This is a genomic window from Alkalinema pantanalense CENA528, from assembly GCF_050753345.1.
GTDB classification, from domain to species: Bacteria; Cyanobacteriota; Cyanobacteriia; order Leptolyngbyales; family Leptolyngbyaceae; genus Alkalinema; species Alkalinema pantanalense.
This window is the reverse complement of record NZ_JBLZFX010000061.1, coordinates 16,542-34,578: the sequence shown is the minus strand read 5'-3', so window position 1 is coordinate 34,578 and position 18,037 is coordinate 16,542. Positions and strand designations below refer to the sequence as shown.

The window sequence follows — 18,037 nt, the reverse complement described above, 5'->3', positions numbered from 1 at the left end:
CCAACCCTCCTACCCTTTTACTCTCCTACCCCCCACCCAATTGGGATTTTATTTATACGCTGTTCCCTTAGCGTTACCAGCCAAGTTAGCGTTATCACCCAAGCAAATTTTAAGTTTTTACAGCTCAAGAGAATTTAGCCCAAGAGAATTTAGCCCAAGAGAATTTGCTGATGAGTACCTTTCCCGGCTCACCCAAACTCCTGCAAGGAACATTGATGACCTTAGCCTTACCCTCTAAGAAAGTCATCAGTACCATTTCCTTTCAATACAACCCTGAAACCGTCTCGCGCACCCTGCAAATACAGGCCACACAAAATGAAGGTGGAGCTCGATCGGAAGCATTGCGGCTGAAGGGAGCCCCCGCCCAGACCCTCAAATTTGACCTTGAAATTGACGCCACTGATGATTTAGAAAAAGGCGATCGAACAGCCGTTAAATTAGGAATTTATCAGCAATTATCAGCCTTAGAAGACCTCATTTATCCCGATGTTGAACAAGTGAAAAAAAATATTAGTAATTTGGGTAAAGGCATGCTAGAAGTCGTGCCCACCGAAGCGCCCCTCACCCTCCTCATCTGGGGTAAACAACGGAAACTCCCCGTCCGAATCACCGACTTTACTGTGACCGAAGAAGCCTATGATATCAATCTCAATCCAATTCGAGCCAAAGTTTCCATTGGCTTGCGAGTCTTAACCTACGATGATTTACCCACATCCCATCAAGGCTCCCAGCTCTTCCTCAACTATCATCAAAATTTGGAAAAACTGGGTCGAAAATAGGCAACGAGTTCAACAGAAAAATTAACGAATTTCTATGCAAAGATACTGCAATTCAGAGATCGAGACGACGGATTTAGCAGCAATGACGAAATGACGTTAGAACCATCTTTAGACCTAGCTTTAGAACCATTATGTTTGAACACACCAGCCGTTATTACAACCTAGAAACCGTACAATACACGCCCAATACGCCCACACCCACCAATGCCGACGCCGATCGCAGAACGATCGCCTATAAACGTCGTCGCTTTCTCCCCCAAGGCCGGGATCTCCCCGTTTTAAGCGAAGTTATTCTGCAAGAAGGCGATCGCTTAGATCTCATCACCCACGACGCCCTTGGCGATCCCGAACAATTTTGGCAGGTCTGCGATGCCAACAACGCCATGAATCCCGAAGACTTACTGGCCGATCCCAACCGCCGACTCCGAATTCCCATTCCCCAAGCTTAAACAGACTCTGAGCTTATCCCAAGCGGATTCCTAGGGTTTATCCCTCACAAATTTTCCCAAAACCTTAAGGAGCAAACTATGCCCCTAGGTGTCACCCTAACCCTCTACATCGGCCCTCAAAACGTCAAGCCTGCCCCTCGGGAACTGATGGAGGCATTGCAAAGCGTGGAGGTGTCTCACAACGATTCAGGCCGATCGGGCTTCCAGTTAGTATTTCAAACCGGGCGATCGAACCGCGATCGCAAAGACTACCAACTCATGGGGAATCCATTACTCCAGCCCTTTAATCGCGTCATTGTAGTCATGACCATCAACGCCACCGCTGAAGTCCTCATGGATGGCATCATTACCAATCAACAGTTTGCCCCCAGCCAAGACCTCGGCGGTTCCACCCTGACCCTGACGGGAGAAGATGTCAGCATCATGATGGATCTGGAAGAGCGATCGGTCGAACACACCAATCAAAGTGATGTGATTATTGTGAATCAAATTCTGGCCCGCTATCAGCGCTACGGCCTGATCCCCAAAGTAATCACGCCCCCATTTAACGACCAACCCTCCCAGAACGATCGCATTCCCACCCAGCAGGGCACCGACCTGTCCTATATTCAACAACTGGCGGGCGTCCATTCCTTTATTTTCTATGTCACCGCAGGGCCAGCCCTGAGATCGAACCTCGCCTACTGGGGCCCCCCCAAACGCAATCCGCCCCCCCAAAAAGCCCTCTCCGTCAACCAAGGGGGTTATTCCAACGTCAATTCCATCAGCGTTCAATACAATGCCCTAGCTGCGACCCAGCTTAAAGGCCAATTTCAAGATCGCCGGACGAACGAAAAGCGAGAAATCTCGATTACCCGCAGTACTCGCCGCCCCGCCCTAGCCGCCAAACCCGCCCTCTCATCCCAAACCCAACTTCGCATTCAGCAATTTCGCGACTCCGGTGAATCCTTTGAAAAAGCCCAGTCGATCGCCCAGTCCCGCGTAGACCAAGCCGTTGACGGTGCCGTGACCATCACCGGGGAATTGGATACCGCCCGGTATGGTGCCATCCTACGACTGCGGGGATTAGTGGGTCTACGCGGCGTGGGCCAAACCCAAGATGGCCTTTATTACGTCAAAAGTGTCACCCATAAAATTCAAAAAGGAGACTATAAACAAAATTTTACGCTCACACGGGAAGGGAGTGGCAGTCGAGTCCAGCGCGTGGATATTTAAATTAGGGGAGGGATAAGGAGAGCTTTGAAAGAATTGGACTACATTCCCCCGCTCTATGTTGGGAAAAGGGGTTGGGGAATGAGGGCAAATTTGCATCATTGGGATACACTCGCCTTCGCCAACTAATAAGAAGTGAAAAAAGGAGTTAAAAATTGAAACAAAAACCTCAACAATAGATGGGAAAAACTAAAATTCAACGTATGCAACGACTCCAAGCTTAGTCTGGAAGTTCTCCATCTCAATCCGCCATTGCTCACCGATCCCGCGTCTTTTTAAAACCCGACCTAAGAATTCTTAAAAGATTCTAAGGATTATAGATTTGAGCATTTTAGATTCTGCTAACGGTTCAGTATTGGTCATGTTATCCAACGTGTTCTGATCAGCACAAAACCGTATTGTTCTATACAACAATCTTCCTAATCGTCATTATGCGCAGATTTTTTGGGAAATATCGTGGAAAAGTCACGAATAATAAAGATCCCTTTCAACTTGGCAGAATCCAAGTATCAGTCCCCGCAATTTTTGGCGAAGGAAAGACAAGCTGGGCCATGCCCTGTAGCCCCTATGCAGGAAAGAACGTCGGCTTTTTCGCGATTCCGCCGGTTGAGAGTAATATCTGGGTCGAGTTTGAAGCAGGCGATCCCGATTACCCTATCTGGGCGGGGTGTTTTTGGGGAACGGATCAACTTCCCAAAGAGGCCACTGTAGAGGATCCCGTCAAAGTTCAAGTCTTCAAGGTGGAGGGCATCACCCTCGTTTGGAGTAATTTAGGCGATAACAAAGGTGTCACTTTAACCGTAGAGCCTCCCGTCGTCGATCGAACCCTCAAAATGATATTCAATGCCGATGGAATTACCCTAAACAATAAAGATGAAACAACAATAAAAATTATGGCCGACAAAATAGAAATTAAAAACAAAGCCAATTCCACCGCCACCATTTACGCAGATAACATCGAGCTCAAAGAAAGCTCCACAGAAGTCAAGCTCACTGCTAGTGAAATCGACTTAACCTGCAATCCTGCCACCATCAAACTCTCCACAGCCTCTGGCATTGACTTAAATAACGCACCAGGGAACGCAAAAATTAACAGTTCCGGCATCGAACTCAGCGCCACCGTTCCAAAAGTTCAAATTACGCCCGCTGCAATCGATCTCCAGAATACCGCCGCCGACATCAAACTCTCCCCTATTTCCGTCAATGTCAACAACGGTGCTTTGGAGGTGATTTAAATGCCCGGTTTTTTACTGAATGTAGGCAGCACAGTCATTTGCGCCCATGGGGGACAGGCCAAACCCACCGTTCCCATGCCCCGTGTACGAGTCATGGGACTCCCGATCGTCACCCAACCGCCCCCCTACGTCATCGCCGGATGCGCCAACCCTCCCCCCCCTGCCAATGTGGGGCCTTGTTTAACAGGGATGTGGATTCTTGCCGCCCTACGGGTCAAAGCGATGGGAATGCCCGTGCTGCTACAAGATAGTCAAGCGATCTGTGCACCTACGGGAACGCCCTTAACTGTCATTGTCGCCCAGCTAAGAGTTCGGGGGATGTAACGACGGGGAATATCACGACGGGGAATATCACGATGGGGAAGAGGAACCATGCAGATTGGCTATCCATTGCGCATTGATGCCCGAGGCCGCACCGCAGAAAGCTTAGATGCGCCCCACCTGCGGGACTTGATTGAGCAAGTCTTGTTTACCATTCCCGGAGAGCGAGTCAATCGGCCTGACTTTGGCACGGGGATTCAGCAATTGATTTTTGCCCCGAATAGTGCAGAATTGGCTGCCGCTAGCGAATTCCTGGTGCAAAGTGCAGTGGAACGCTGGCTGGGGGAATTGATTATCGTCGATGAGATCGAGATTGAAACCAGCGACTCTAGTTTACAGATCACGATCGCCTACACCCGACGGCAAACCCAAACGCAACAGGTTGAACAGTTCTTCCGGGAGGTCTGAGATGGTCAGTACTCAGTACCGCTGCAAAAATGAACATCGGCGATCGATCGTGCGGCAGGGGCAGGACGGGCAATTCCTGCTGAATGGCATCGATTACCTAGAAGTGGCAGCCGATCAAACTACATTGGTCGTCTATTTTGTCCATCCTCTGCCCGGATCGGGACAGGACCAAGCGGTTCCCCCCCGATCGACCCCCCTCAGTCCCGATAACCTACTCATTTCCGGCGGCAGTCGCATCCCCACCCTGCGCGTCGAATCCGTCACCACCTATGGCCAGGTGCTACTGGTTCACGTCGAGCAACCGGGGGATCTGTCCACCTACACCCTGCAACTGGTGCAATCGACTACCACCAGTGCCCCCCCCTCTGGGTTCGATCCCCAATTGTCGCAGGTCCCGTTTTCCTTTGGGGTCGAGTCCTTTAGTGAGTTTGACTGTCGCGCCCCCGCCTCGCCCCCAGACAAAACGCTGCCGCCCCCCGTCATTGATTACTTAAGCAAAGACTACGCTAGTTTTCGGCGGTTGATGCTCGATCGGCTAGCTGTCACCCTGCCGCAATGGCAGGAACGCAGTCCGGCGGACGTGGGCGTGATGCTAGTTGAACTGATGGCCTATGCTGCCGATTACTTGAGCTATTACCAGGATGCCGTGGCCACCGAAGCTTACCTAGGTACCGCACGGCGACGGGTTTCTGTGCGGCGTCATGCCCGTTTGCTAGATTATTTCATGCACGATGGTTGCAATGCTCGCGCTTGGATTGTCATTAATGTAAACAAAACATTTACCTTACCGGGGCCCAATCCCCAACGGCAGCAATCCGGAGCGCAACTACTCACTCGGACATTCAATCCCCAATCCCTCCTCTCTCCTAGCAAACTCCCCGCCGCGCTGGAAGCCGGGGGGCAGGTGTTCGAAACCTTACATGATATTGATCTCGATCCCGTTTTTAATGAGATTCGCTTTTATACCTGGGATGATGGGCAATGCTGTTTACCTGCCGGAGCCACCCAAGCCACCCTGCGGGAAACCCCGATCGAGCAAAAGACGAAACTACATAAGCTGCTGCATCCGGGGAAGGTCTTGATTTTTGAAGCGGTAAAGCATCCTAGAACCGGAGATCGGGAAACCGCCGATCGCAGCCAGCGCCACGCCGTGCACGTAACCCGCGTCAAAGCTGCGATCGATCCACTGCATAATTTACCGATCGTGGAAATCACTTGGTCACCGGAGGATGCGCTGCCGTTTGACTTGATCCTATCCGGCCAAGATGCCCAAGGTCGCCCGATCGCGGATGTCAGCGTGGTACGGGGTAACGTTGTCCTCGCCGATGCAGGCCAGACCGTCCCGATCGAAGATTTGACCCAGGACATAGGCTGGCAACGGCTACGACCTCGCTTGACCTATGGCCCCTTGGTGCAACAGGGCTATGTCCGCGATCGCAACGATCAGTGGGTTTTATTCGATCCCCAGGCTTCGGCTAAAGCAGCACTCCAGTGGGAGTTACGGGATACAAAGCCCGCCATTTGGGTCTGGGAAACGGCAAATCCTGCCATGCAGTGGCAAGTTCAGCGAGACTTACTGAACAGCGATCGCTTTGCCCGTGATTTTGTTGTGGAAACAGAAGATAACAGCCAAGCCTACCTGCGCTTTGGCGATGACGTCTTGGGGAAACGACCTCGGAGTGGATTACAGGCCAGTTACCGGATTGGGCAGGGTCGCCAAGGGAACGTGGGCGCAGACGCGATCGCTCACCTGATTAACAACAATGTGGTTCAGGAACTTGCCAATGAGGTTGATCTTCAAAGCACAATCACCGAGATTTACAATCCCTTACCCGCCTTTGGAGGCCAAGAACCCGAATCGATCGACCAAGTCAAACTGGATGCGCCCCAAGCCTTTCGAGTCCAGCAGCGGGCCGTCACCGAAGCAGATTATGCCCAGGCGGCTCAGCAGCATCCCGAAGTACAACAGGCGATCGCCACTCGGCGCTGGACGGGCAGTTGGTACACCATTTTTATTACCGTCGATCGATCTGGGGGCCGGACATTAGATTCCGCCTTTAAGCAAGAGCTTCTGGACTTTCTAGAAGGCTTTCGATTAGCGGGCCATGACATTGCCATTGATGCACCCCGCTTCATTCCCTTAGACATTGCCATGGGCGTACAAGTGGCTGCGGATTATTTCCAATCCTCGGTGAAACGCGCTTTGTTAGACACCTTTAGCAGCAACGTTTCCAGCACAGGAGAATTGGGCTTTTTCCATCCCGATCGTTTCACCTTTGGTCAGCCCATTTATCTCAGTCAAATCATTGCCACAGCCGTTAAAGTTGCAGGTGTGCGATCCGCAGAAGTCACACAATTTCAACGCTGGGGGCAGCAAGCCGATCGGGAATTGGAAATGGGTCGCATCACGATGGAACGATTGGAAATTCTCCGGTTAGACAACAACCCCAATGCACCGGAAAACGGCAGAATCATTTTTAATCTGGAGGGTGGCCTATGACCTGTCCACAAGACCCCGCCCAACCCCAAAATCGGCCAGGGCTAGCCAGTTTACGCTATCGAATCGGCGATCACGCAACGTTTTATCAGCGCTTGCTCGATCGACTATCCTGCCCCGTGCCCGCCGCTGAAGCCAATCAAACCACGGACTTGCATCGCCTCACCACCCGCACCGAAGATGACACGATGCTGGCGCTGTTGGATGCTGCTGCTGTAGTGGGGGATGTACTGACGTTTTACCAGGAACGGTTGATTAATGAAGGCTATTTAAGAACGGCGATCGAACGGCGATCGGTTCTGGAACTAGCCCGCGCGATCGGCTATGAACTCAGCCCCGGGGTAGCGGCGAGTACGTTTTTGGCCTTCACGGTGGAAGAGACGGCCTCGGCTCCGAAGCGGGTTAAGGTTCCCAAGGGAACGCAAATTATGAGCGTGCCCAGTAAGGATGAATTGCCCCAAACCTTTGAAACCGCAGCGGAATTTACGGCACGGGTCGATTGGAATTCCCTACAACCGCGCCTCACCCGTCCCCAGGCCATTCTGCCGGAAACCCAGCAACTGTATCTCGCAGGCATTAGCACGCAGCTTCAGGCGGGCGACTGGATTTTGCTGATGGATGCCGCTGACCCCGATCGTCCCGGTTATCTACTCAGTTTGCAAACCGTGGAGCCCGTGGTTGCCGCAGGCTATACGATCGTGACTTGGATAGCGTCCATTCCAGCAATCATTGATCCAATTCCCCGTGAACCCAAAATTCTAGCTTTCCGACAAAAAGCAGGGTTCTTTGGCAATAACGCGCCAAACTGGGCTGATCTGTTACCTGATGTGAAACGAGCTCAGGGTGCGACGTTGAAAGGGGGTGTCTTTGAGGGGCAACCCACTAATCCCCCGACTTGGATCTCCCGCAACGTTGGACTGCCCAATGCCGATGTTTTATGTTTAGTGGCCCATGGCGATTTTTGGTTAGCGGGAACGCCTGTGGGACTCTTTCGATCGAACGATAACGGCATCACTTGGGAACCCAGTAATACTGGATTAACCAACACCTATGTCCAAACGCTGTATAGCGACTCCGAACTTAATCGCATCCTTGCAGGAACAGCGAGTGGCGGCCTATTTCGATCGAGCGACCATGGCGAAACCTGGGTACCGATTCATACCGGAAAAATTATTTCAGAAAAACAGGCGGGAGATAAATTCATTGCCCGGAATTATAGTCTCCCCGATACGATCGTGCGGGCAACCCTAGCCGCCAAGATCGATCGCTTCCGAGGGCAAGGAAACATTTCTAGCAGTGGTACAACCATCACAGGTACAAGTACTATTTTTAGCCAAGAATTACGAGTCAATAGTCAAGTTACAATACTAGAACAAAAAATTGACAATGAAGTTGTCGTTCCTCAGCAAACATTTGTAGTTCAAAGTATCGGTAGCAACACATCCCTCAATGTTGTTCCCCAAAGTTTTGCATCAGGATTCCTCGGAGTACCTGCCAGTCACGGATTTGTGCAATATCAACTCCCTGACAGTACATCTTTTTCTGCAACCAATCGAGCAAACGGTTTATCGGATATCACAACTACACAAGGAAGAATCATCAGTCAAGGACGAACCGTTATCGGCAGTGGCACATTATTTCAAGCCTTACAACGTTCTGGATCAGTACCAGGAGAGTCCACCATCACCGTGGGCAATCAGACCCGTCGGATTACAGCTATCTTATCGAATAACCGTCTTACCATTAATGAACCCTTTGTTCTGGAAAGTCTCAACGCTAATACTCAGTACTACATCGATAACCCTAGTCAACGGACGTATCTCGCAGGAACCGATGAAGGCTTGTACTGGGCACCCAGCGAAGGATTACCCTCCGATCGTATGTGGCAACCGGTTCTCACACTTCAGGGCCAAGTGGTTTATGCACTGATCACAGGAGAGGCAAGTACCGCAGGATCAACCACTCTTTTTGCCGCAACCAGTAGCGGCGTCTATCGCTTTAATCCCAATACGAAACAATGGGAATCTCTCAACTTACAAAAGCCTGCTTTTTGCATTGCCGCACATGATAATTTTTTGTTTGCAGGAACGGAAGAGGGTTTACACCAATCGCCATTAGATGGAAGTAACTGGCAGCGTACACACAATAGTTTGCCACAGAATACTAGAGTATTGTCCCTAGCATTTTATAAACAGAACGATACCTATCATCTTTGTGCAGGGACGGAACAGGGATTATATTACACCCAGGACAATGGAGAGCATTGGCAAGAAGTTAACACCCTTGCAACCCGCCAGGAAATTCCCGCCCTAGCAGCAAAAGATCCCTCAAACTCCACGATCATTTTTGCAGGCAGTCGCTTTGCTGGATTTGTGGAAACAGAATGGCCAGGGTTTGCCATTCCCAACCAACCGATCGATCTCGATGGACTCTACCCGAAAATTTTGCCAGAAAGCGAAATCATCATCGTCAACGGTCAAGCCTTCGAACGATTGCAAGTCAAAGATGTCAGCACCGAACCGCAACGTCAGTTTCTCCTTACCAACAAAGTAACCCGCCTCTTGGCCGATCGCGCGATCGCCAGTCCTGAATTGTTCGATCGCCGCCGCACGATCGTTCTCACCCAAAGCGACCCCCTAGCTCTAGCCCCAGAACAACTCACCGTCGAAATTCAGCAGGAAAAAATTTTCCAAGATCCCCTGCTGAGCGATCGCATTTATCTCAAAGAATTTATCCAAGGGCTACAACCCAACCAACCCCTCCTCATCAGCGGACGCCACCTGCAAGCCCAAGTTCAGGACATTGGCGGCATCTTTCGATCGATCAAAGCCCCCGTCAACGATCAACTTACCCCTATTCAATGGGAGCAAACTAATTTCGGACTCACCAATACCCACGTTTTAGCCATCACCCAAAACAAACAACAAATATTATTTGTCGGCACCCGAGAAGGCGTTTTTCGATCGCGGGATGGCGGGGATACCTGGGAACCCAGCAGCGAAGGCTTACTGAATCAAACCGTGCAAGCCCTGATCAGTCAGGACGGCGTCATCATTGCAGGAACCCCCGATGGCATTTACCGATCGGACAACAACGGCACCCGCTGGCAGGCCAGCAATACCGGACTGGCCCATCGCGATATCCGAGTTCTCACCCCCGCCCCCGATAATGCCAATGCTATCCTCGCAGGCACCTTCAATGGCGGCATTTTTCGATCGGAGGATCAGGGGCAAACCTGGATGGCCACCCGGTTAACCAACACCGATGTCAATGCCATTGCTATTCCCGCACATCTCAGTTACATTCCAACCCCCGTCATGCTGGTGGGAACGGAGCAGGACGGCCTGTTTCGATCGACCAATCAAGGCAACCTTTGGCAACAAATCAAAGACATCCGCCCCGGAACCGGAACCATCACCAGTCAAGGGAATCGGGTATTTGGGAAAAATACAACGTTTCTGACTGAACTCAAATCCGGCGATCGTATCAACGTCTCTGGCCAAATTAGAACGGTTTTAGAAATCAAAAAAGTCCCTGAAAATCATCCTGATTACAACTGTTTAGTAATTGATGTCCCCTTCCGTCCTGACATCGCTAAAAATACAGAATTTACAATCTACACTGGCTTAACCAACTGCCACATTACCGCCGTTGGCGTGAAATATCAGCCCGGTTTTGGCAAAATCACCAGCCAAGGCACCACCCTGCAAGGCACCGCCGCGATCGGCAAGCTTCTGAAAGTGGGCGATCTGATCTTTGCAGCCCAACAAACCCGCACCATCACTGCCATTAATGAAGCAGAACCCAATCAAGTCATGATTAACCAAGCCTTTAATGCAGCCTTGGTCAATCGAACCTCCTACAGTGTAAGTTATCTCTTCGCAGGCACCGCAGGCAGCGGCATTTTTCGATCGACCAACCTCGGCGATCGTTGGGAAGCCGTCAATACCAACCTCACAGACTTGCAAATTCGCTGTTTAACCCTTTCGGATACGGGTGAACTTTGGGTCGGAACTGCTAGCGGAGGCGTTTTTCGATCGATTAACAACGGGGATGTGTGGGAAGCGGTTAATCTCAATTTAACGAACACTGACATACGAGTTTTATATTTCGCTAAAAGTGCACAAGAACCCGAGCCAGACCAGATCCAAACCCTGCTACAAAACTGGTTGGAATGGCTAGACATCCACTTAGAAGTCACCGACGGAGTGCTGCGGCTAAACACAATCACTCAATGGCTTCAAAAACTACTGACCTACTTAAGTTCCCTACTATCGGAAAAAACACTCTTGGCAGGTGGGGTCGGTATCCTACGATCGCTGGAAGATTTCACCACCGTCGAAGTCCAACCCGGAGACACCCTGGAAATCCTGCAAGCCCCCGAACCCCGTCGGTTCAGTCCCGGCAACTTACAACGCTGGGCACTACAGGATCGCAATGGATTTGTCGGCGTGATTGATACCACGTCACCCAAGATTCTTAAATTACTACCAGCATCACCGGATCGCGACCCGGTTAGCGAATTAGTTTACATTAAAACCCCTCCCGAAGATCAACAAAAACCCATTCTAGAACTATCAGATCCCTTACAGCATAGCTACGATCCAGCAACCGTTAAGGTATACGCTAACGTCATTGCAGCTAGCCATGGCGAAACCACCGAAGAAGCCCTAGGCAGTGGCGATGGAACGGTTTCCAATCAGCAGTTCTTTTTGAAAGTACAACCGCTGACCTTTGTCTCCGCTGCAACGGCCACAGGTTCGGCAAGTACCTTGGAATTGCGCGTGGATGGCGTGCTGTGGAAATCAGCTCCCTCCCTCTATCCCCTGGACGATCGCGATCGACGCTATATCCTCCGCACCGAAGACGATGGCTCAACAAGGGTCATCTTTGGGGATGGCATCAAGGGCGCACGCCTCCCAACGGGTCTGGAAAACGTTACAGCCTTGTATCGTGCGGGAATCGGAACCGCCGGGAACGTACCTGCCGAGCGTCTAAGTTTGCTGAAAACTCGCCCCTTGGGCATTCAATCCGTGATTAATCCCCTAGCAGCCACGGGCGGAGCCGATCGCGAATCCCTCGCCGAAGCCCGCACCAAAGTCCCCCGCACCGTCCGCACCCTCGATCGCATCGTATCCCTGCGCGACTTTGAAGACTTTGCCCGCACCTTTGCCGGCATTGGTAAAGCCCAATCCGTGGCCCTCTGGAATGGCGATGCCCAAGTCGTTCACTTAACGATCGCGGGCGTGAATGGTGCGGACATTCCCCTGGAATCCAGTTTGTATCTCAACTTAATTGACGCGATCGATGAAGCCCGCGATCCCATCCAGCAAGTGCAAGTTGATCCCTACGAAGCCATCCGCTTTAACCTCGAAGCTCGCCTGGTAATTGACGAAAGCTACGACGCTAAAGCCGTCGAAACCCAAGTGCGATCGCGGTTACTCGACAGCTTCGCCTTCAATCAACGCCGTTTTGGTCAAGCCATTACCGCCTCCGAAGCGATCGCCGCGATCCAACAAGTCCCCGGCATCATCGCTGTGGATTTAGATGCCCTCTACCGCCTCGGCAGTAGCAAAGCCCTCGAACAGCAATTGCTAGCCCAACCCGCCCGCTGGGACTTCGCCGCCAACCGATCGCTCCCAGCCCAATTGCTACTGCCCAATCCCGCCGGACTTCTGTTTACGCCAATTCCGGCACTATAAACCCCTTGATAAGCCCGCTCGATACACCGCTTGATACACCGCTCTATTCACTAGACCCATGAACCCGCCCCTAGATCGCCTCTACAGTCTCCTCCCTGCCCTCTATCGGCAACGCGACATTGCCGAAGGTGAACCCCTGCGGGCTTTACTGGCAGCGGTGGAAAGTGAATTTCGCATCATTGAGCAGGACATTACCGATCTCTACGACAACTGGTTTATCGAAACCTGTGCAGAATGGGTCGTGCCCTACATTGGCGATCTACTCAGTACCCAGGAACTCTACGGGGAATCCGCGCAAACCTACGGGCAACAACAACGCCGCGCCTACGTCGCCAATACCCTCGCCTACCGCCGTCGCAAAGGCACCGCCACCGTCTTAGAACAATTAGTCCGCGATGTCACCGATTGGCGGGCGCGGGCCGTGGAATTTTACCAAGTCATTGCCACCACCCAAAACCTCAGCCATGTCCGCCCAGAACTGACGACGGTGGATTTACGATCGAACCGCCGACCCGATCAAATTGGTAGTCCCTTTGAACAACGGGTAGCTTACACCGCCGAAATTCGCAGGATGGGTGTTCCCAATGAACCCCGCGATCGCGGTCGCTACAGTGTGCAGCACATTGGATTATTCATTTGGCGATTGCAAAGCTATCCCCTAGAACGGGTCTTAGCAAGACGGGTCGCAGGGCCAGACAGTACCGCCACAGGCCGCTACTACACCTTTGATCCCCTCGGCAACGATCGCACGCCCCTGTTCAATCACCCCCAAACCGAAACCGACATTCTCCACCTTGCCGCAGAATACAACGTCCCCGCTCCGTTACGGCGCATTGTACTGGAGCAGGAACTGGCCGATCGTCGCCATGCCCACAACCAAGGATTGCCGCTCCCCGTCGCCCACTACCTTGGCCGCAATCCCATCCTGCAAATTTTTATCGATGGACAGCCGCAGCCCATTCCCCCTGAGGAAATTCAGATTCGATCGCTCACCAAGAATACGCCTAACCATCCCGAAGATTTTTCCTGGCAATCTATTATCCCCACCGCCCTGCCCCCGGCCACTGTCGCGATCGATCCCGAACAGGGGCGCTTCGCCTTCCTTGGAACCACCCTCCCCAAAACAGTCGAAGTCAGCTATCTCTATGGCTTCAGTGGTGACGTGGGCGGTGGGCCGTACAACCGGGAAGAAGTCGCCGATAATCCCCTCACCCAAGCCTTCTCCATCAACGCCACCGCAGATCCCAGCGTCTTTGCTGAAGCGATCGATCCCCTAGTTTGGCGAGTCCAGCAAGCGGCATCCGCCCAGGCCAATCCGCTTGCCAGCGCAGTCCAAGCCTGGAATCGCACCGTGCAAACCTGGCAAGCCCTCCGGGATCAAACCGCCATTCCCCTCCAGAAAATCATCCTGCCCCCCGATCGGGTCAGCTGCATCATCGGTGATGCCAAATTACCCGCCCCGCCACCGTTTCAGTCCGGCATCGTCGAAGGATTAACCGTGGAATTTGTCCAAGGATTCGGCTGCTTGCAACCGCAGCTAGTGATCTATTCGGGTTTGGCCATAGATGCCCAAGGCCGATCGATCACGATCGCCCAACCCCTCAGCTTGGACCTTAAACCCCTAATCGATCAATCTAAACTTTCCCTGGAAACCCAACGGTTCATCGTTGTCGCCTCCCTCCTGCCGCTCTCAGAAACCTTCCCACCCCCCATCCAACTGATTCCCGAAACGGTTCTCGAATCCTATCCAGCAGGAATGCTGATTCCGTTGGCAGGTTGGGAATTATGGGACGGCCAAATGACCGCCCTGCCCGACTATCCCAACCCCGACCAAACCTTTCACGCCGGAATCGTCCAAGGCTTCAAAGTGCTCACCCCCCACGGGCGCATGGAAGTGATTGTCACCGCAGGTACCGCCGTCGATCGTCAAGGTAACATCATCACGCAGACTGATAACCAAGCCATTGATTTACGTAGCCACCAGGGAACACGGGGCGAATTAGTTTGGGCGATCGAACGGCGATTGTCGGGCACAACGCAACAGATCGAATTTATCCCCCTAGCCGAATTACAAAAACAAGCCACACAACCGAATACACAGCCCAATCCCCGTCGGGAAACCCTCCACCTTGCCTACCTCGATATTCCCCAGGTAGAAGCCACGTTCATGCCCGTCGCCCGAATTATCGAAGGCTTAGAAGTCACACCCATCGCCGATCGTCTCGCCGTCCAGATCAGCGCGGGGCAAGCGAAGGACAGTCTGGGAGCCATCATCCCATTTACTGGACAGGAAGCCTTTAATTTGGAACCCTACCGCGATCAAACTGTGCAATTGGTGCTATTCACAGGGGCCGATCGTCGCTATTCGCGAGGAACTGCGCAAATTATTCAACCGGGCAAGATCGATCGTACTGTACATTCCCAGGAGCATTCCCTCGATTTAGAAACCTACATTGTTCTAGCCAATCTCTATCTTACACCGGAAGCATTATCCCTAGAAACCCCCCAGGGTAGCGATCGACCATCCTGGCTACGTCCAGCGGGGCGAATTTTAGACGGCTTAACCCTTGCCCCCGTCGCCCCCAATCAACCCTTAGCTAGAATTGAAATCCAGCCCGGTCAGGCGATCGATGGCGAAGGCTCGATCGTCTCGTTAGAACAAGCCTGTCAATTTGACTTGGGCTTCTACGCAGGCCGCACGTTAATTCTCTTTATTGCTGATTCCCCCGCCTTGGGCTTCACCGACCTCGAGCCATTACCCGATCACAATGGCGTTGGCTGGCAATATCTCGGCATCATTCCTGAAGAACCGCGCAATTCGACCCAAGGCACGATCGTCCTAGGCGACAATGGCACCTATTCCGGCAACCTCACGGTCAAATTGCCCGCCGATCGTCAGCTAGAAATTCTTGCCGCCAATGGATATCGGCCCCACCTCCACGGCAATCTCAACCTCCAGGGAACCCCCACCCTAGAGGCTGTTGTCTTTAACCAACTCACCCTCGACGGCTTACTGATTGAAGGCCAACTGCGCATCCTTCCTGGCCAACTTCAGCACCTAGAAATTCGCCATTGCACCCTACGATCGCCCACCGAGGGATTAGTCGTCGAAGCGATCGCGCCCCAGGATACTGAGGAATGCGGCTCTTTCTTAACCCGTCCCCTCGCGTTAATTATTTACTGTCTGATCTTGATTCAGCACCTGTTTCGCCTCGGCCTAGGACTCGATAAAAGCGCCCCCAAACAAAATCTCGCGCAACTGATGCGGCTGGCCTTTTTAGGCTTTAATGATCTGCTGACTGGAGTTCAAAGCGCGATCGGATTCTCCCAAGCGGAACAGGTACCCGAAAATCCCTGGGAAGATGCCGCTGAGGACATTCCAGGGGAAAACGATCGCTTAGAAATCAGCCTCAAACGGAGCCTGACCGGATCGTTAGTGCTAGCGGATACCGTTCCCAAACTTCAGCTTGAAGATTGCATTATCGATGGTTCTCTTAATGTCTCTGATAACGAAAATGCCAACAATCCAGAGAACGTACTTCAACCGGCAATTCTCGCGATCGGGGCAGCGATGACAGTTAATACAACAACTGTCTTAGGATCAGTTAAAGCACGCAGTTTACAAGCTAGCAATAGTCTCTTTACCGAAAAAGTGACAACGCTACGGCAACAGGTCGGTTGTCTGAGATTCTGCTACGTCCCTGAAGGATCGCGCACCCCCACACGTTACCGCTGTCAACCCCAGCAAGCCCTGATGGAAACGTTGAATCCCTTACCCGCACCCGTCAGCGCGATCGTTGCCCTTAACTATCCCAATCCAGAAACCCCCGATCGCCCCCTAGCCACAACGATCGCCAGTACCGCAGGCGGCGGCATCTTCGTTTGGAAATCTGGCGCACAAGCCTGGGAAGCCCTGCCCCAACAACCCGCCAATCGCACCATTACCACCCTCCTAGCCCATACGCAAACCGATGGCTCGGTCACCCTCTGGGCGGGCAGCGCAGACGGTAGCCTTTTCCAGGCCGATCGGTTTAATCCCTACAGACTAACGTTAGGAGAACCCATTCTTTGGCGATCGGTCAACCTACCCGCGATCAATACTCAAATTACAGAAATCCTTCCTGTCGAGAACAGTGCATTAGCGACCCATTTACTCGCAGCCACTGCAGGCGATGGATTACTAGTCATATCACAAGACACAAGACACAACCCTCGGGTATTAACCACCCGAAATCTAGGCCAAGGAACAATTTCCAGCAATGGAACGAGCATCATAGGTTCAAGCAATGCAGAACAGCCCACCGCATTTGTTAGCCAACTCAGGGTCGGAGATCTGATCAACGCTGCGGGACAAAGTCGAAAAGTGGTCAAGATCACCGATAACTATCGCCTCACCCTCAATGCCCCCTTCCATCCCAACCTCCCACCCGGTACAGTTTTTACAATTAACACGGGCTTAACCAACCCCAACATCACCGCCTTATTAATTCATGCCGATGACCTGTGGCTGGGCACTGCGGGAAATGGTGTGTTCCGGGCAGCCTTGGCCGATCTGACTTCCCCCCAACTGCGGTGGACAGCGGTCAGCGATGGACTGACCGATCGGGACATTAGCGCGCTCATCGTCGATCGCAATGGCCAACTGTTTGCGGGAACCGAGGATGGCATCTTTCGGTTAAGTCCCGGACAACCTCGCTGGGAACCCGGAGGACTCATAGAGACCCGGATTACCGCCCTTGCCACCTTACCGCGTCCGCTACCGAGGGGAACGATCTCGAGCCAAGGCGTTCAAATTATTGGAACCAATACCTTTTTTACCGAAGATTTTCAAGAAGGAGACATCCTAACCGCCTTAGATCAATCCCGCCGGATCGTTAAAATTCAGTCCAACCATCAATTAGAAGTTGATTCGGCCTTCTGTCCCGATCTGCCCAGCGGCACCCCCTATGTGCGTCACCACCCACTCTACGCTGCCACCGACGACGGCCAACTCTGGCACTCGATCGACAGTGGCCAAACCTGGGAGCCGTTCACTGTTAACAATGGCATCACCCGAGGCGCAGCCATCACAGCACTTAGCCTCGATCCAGTGACGAAAACCCTTCAGATGGGCACAGTTGTTGGGAATTTCTTCCAGTCGATCGATGGAGGCAAAACATGGGCCGCAATGAACCGTGGAATACTCAATTTAGAAGAGAAATTACAAATTATGAATCGCCTCCAACCCCGATTTACCAACCTTCAATCGGGCAATCCCAGCTATGGCCAACTCGATCGAACCTGTCCCGTAGAACTTTATACGGGTGCAGAAGATGGCGCAGAAATGGGGGTGTTTAACTTTTTAAAGCAATCGCAACGGGAAAAGAGTTTGCAAGCTAGCCTAGAAGAATCCCTTCGATTTGGATTAGAGGCAGGTATTTTTTACATGACTTGA

Annotated in this window: 9 protein-coding genes; all 9 read left to right on the top strand. The window is 52.2% G+C overall.

The window, feature by feature from the left end; translation table 11 throughout:
* The first annotated feature begins 170 nt into the window (after window positions 1–170).
* Window positions 171–779: a CIS tube protein gene (locus ACN4EG_RS18050; RefSeq protein WP_431631504.1), complete on the top strand. Its 609-nt coding sequence runs from the start codon at window positions 171–173 to the stop codon at window positions 777–779.
* Window positions 780–910: 131 nt separating this feature from the next.
* On the top strand, window positions 911–1,228 hold the full coding sequence (locus ACN4EG_RS18045) for a LysM domain-containing protein (protein ID WP_431631503.1): 318 nt from the start codon (window positions 911–913) through the stop codon (window positions 1,226–1,228).
* Window positions 1,229–1,306: 78 nt separating this feature from the next.
* On the top strand, window positions 1,307–2,443 hold the full coding sequence (locus ACN4EG_RS18040; RefSeq protein ID WP_431631501.1) for a phage late control D family protein: 1,137 nt from the start codon (window positions 1,307–1,309) through the stop codon (window positions 2,441–2,443).
* Window positions 2,444–2,871: 428 nt separating this feature from the next.
* On the top strand, window positions 2,872–3,675 hold the full coding sequence (locus tag ACN4EG_RS18035) for a phage baseplate assembly protein V (RefSeq protein ID WP_431631499.1): 804 nt from the start codon (window positions 2,872–2,874) through the stop codon (window positions 3,673–3,675).
* A complete protein-coding gene (locus ACN4EG_RS18030) occupies window positions 3,676–3,999 on the top strand; it encodes a hypothetical protein (protein WP_431631497.1) in 324 nt (107 codons plus the stop codon). It begins immediately after the preceding gene.
* 48 nt (window positions 4,000–4,047) lie between these two features.
* Window positions 4,048–4,404, top strand: a complete 357-nt coding sequence (locus ACN4EG_RS18025; RefSeq protein WP_431631496.1) for a GPW/gp25 family protein — start codon at window positions 4,048–4,050, stop codon at window positions 4,402–4,404.
* Between the two features lies 1 nt (window position 4,405).
* Window positions 4,406–6,904 carry a baseplate J/gp47 family protein gene (locus ACN4EG_RS18020; RefSeq protein ID WP_431631494.1) on the top strand — a complete coding sequence of 833 codons (2,499 nt, stop codon included), beginning with the start codon at window positions 4,406–4,408 and terminating at the stop codon, window positions 6,902–6,904.
* The gene (locus ACN4EG_RS18015; protein ID WP_431631492.1) at window positions 6,901–12,603 is read left to right on the top strand and encodes a putative baseplate assembly protein; all 5,703 of its coding nucleotides are present in this window, start codon (window positions 6,901–6,903) and stop codon (window positions 12,601–12,603) included. Before ACN4EG_RS18020 ends, ACN4EG_RS18015 begins: the two co-directional genes overlap by 4 nt.
* A 58-nt stretch (window positions 12,604–12,661) precedes the next feature.
* Entirely contained in the window at window positions 12,662–18,037 is a 5,376-nt protein-coding gene (locus tag ACN4EG_RS18010) for a hypothetical protein (protein WP_431631490.1), read from the top strand.

Bases quoted from the DNA above. Each gene is read 5' to 3' on its own strand.
- ACN4EG_RS18050 (WP_431631504.1), top strand. From the start codon at position 171: ATGAGTACCTTTCCCGGCTCACCCAAACTCCTGCAAGGAACATTGATG.
- ACN4EG_RS18045 (WP_431631503.1), top strand. From the start codon at position 911: ATGTTTGAACACACCAGCCGTTATTACAACCTAGAAACCGTACAATAC.
- ACN4EG_RS18040 (WP_431631501.1), top strand. From the start codon at position 1,307: ATGCCCCTAGGTGTCACCCTAACCCTCTACATCGGCCCTCAAAACGTC.
- ACN4EG_RS18035 (WP_431631499.1), top strand. From the start codon at position 2,872: ATGCGCAGATTTTTTGGGAAATATCGTGGAAAAGTCACGAATAATAAA.
- ACN4EG_RS18030 (WP_431631497.1), top strand. From the start codon at position 3,676: ATGCCCGGTTTTTTACTGAATGTAGGCAGCACAGTCATTTGCGCCCAT.
- ACN4EG_RS18025 (WP_431631496.1), top strand. From the start codon at position 4,048: ATGCAGATTGGCTATCCATTGCGCATTGATGCCCGAGGCCGCACCGCA.
- ACN4EG_RS18020 (WP_431631494.1), top strand. From the start codon at position 4,406: ATGGTCAGTACTCAGTACCGCTGCAAAAATGAACATCGGCGATCGATC.
- ACN4EG_RS18015 (WP_431631492.1), top strand. From the start codon at position 6,901: ATGACCTGTCCACAAGACCCCGCCCAACCCCAAAATCGGCCAGGGCTA.
- ACN4EG_RS18010 (WP_431631490.1), top strand. From the start codon at position 12,662: ATGAACCCGCCCCTAGATCGCCTCTACAGTCTCCTCCCTGCCCTCTAT.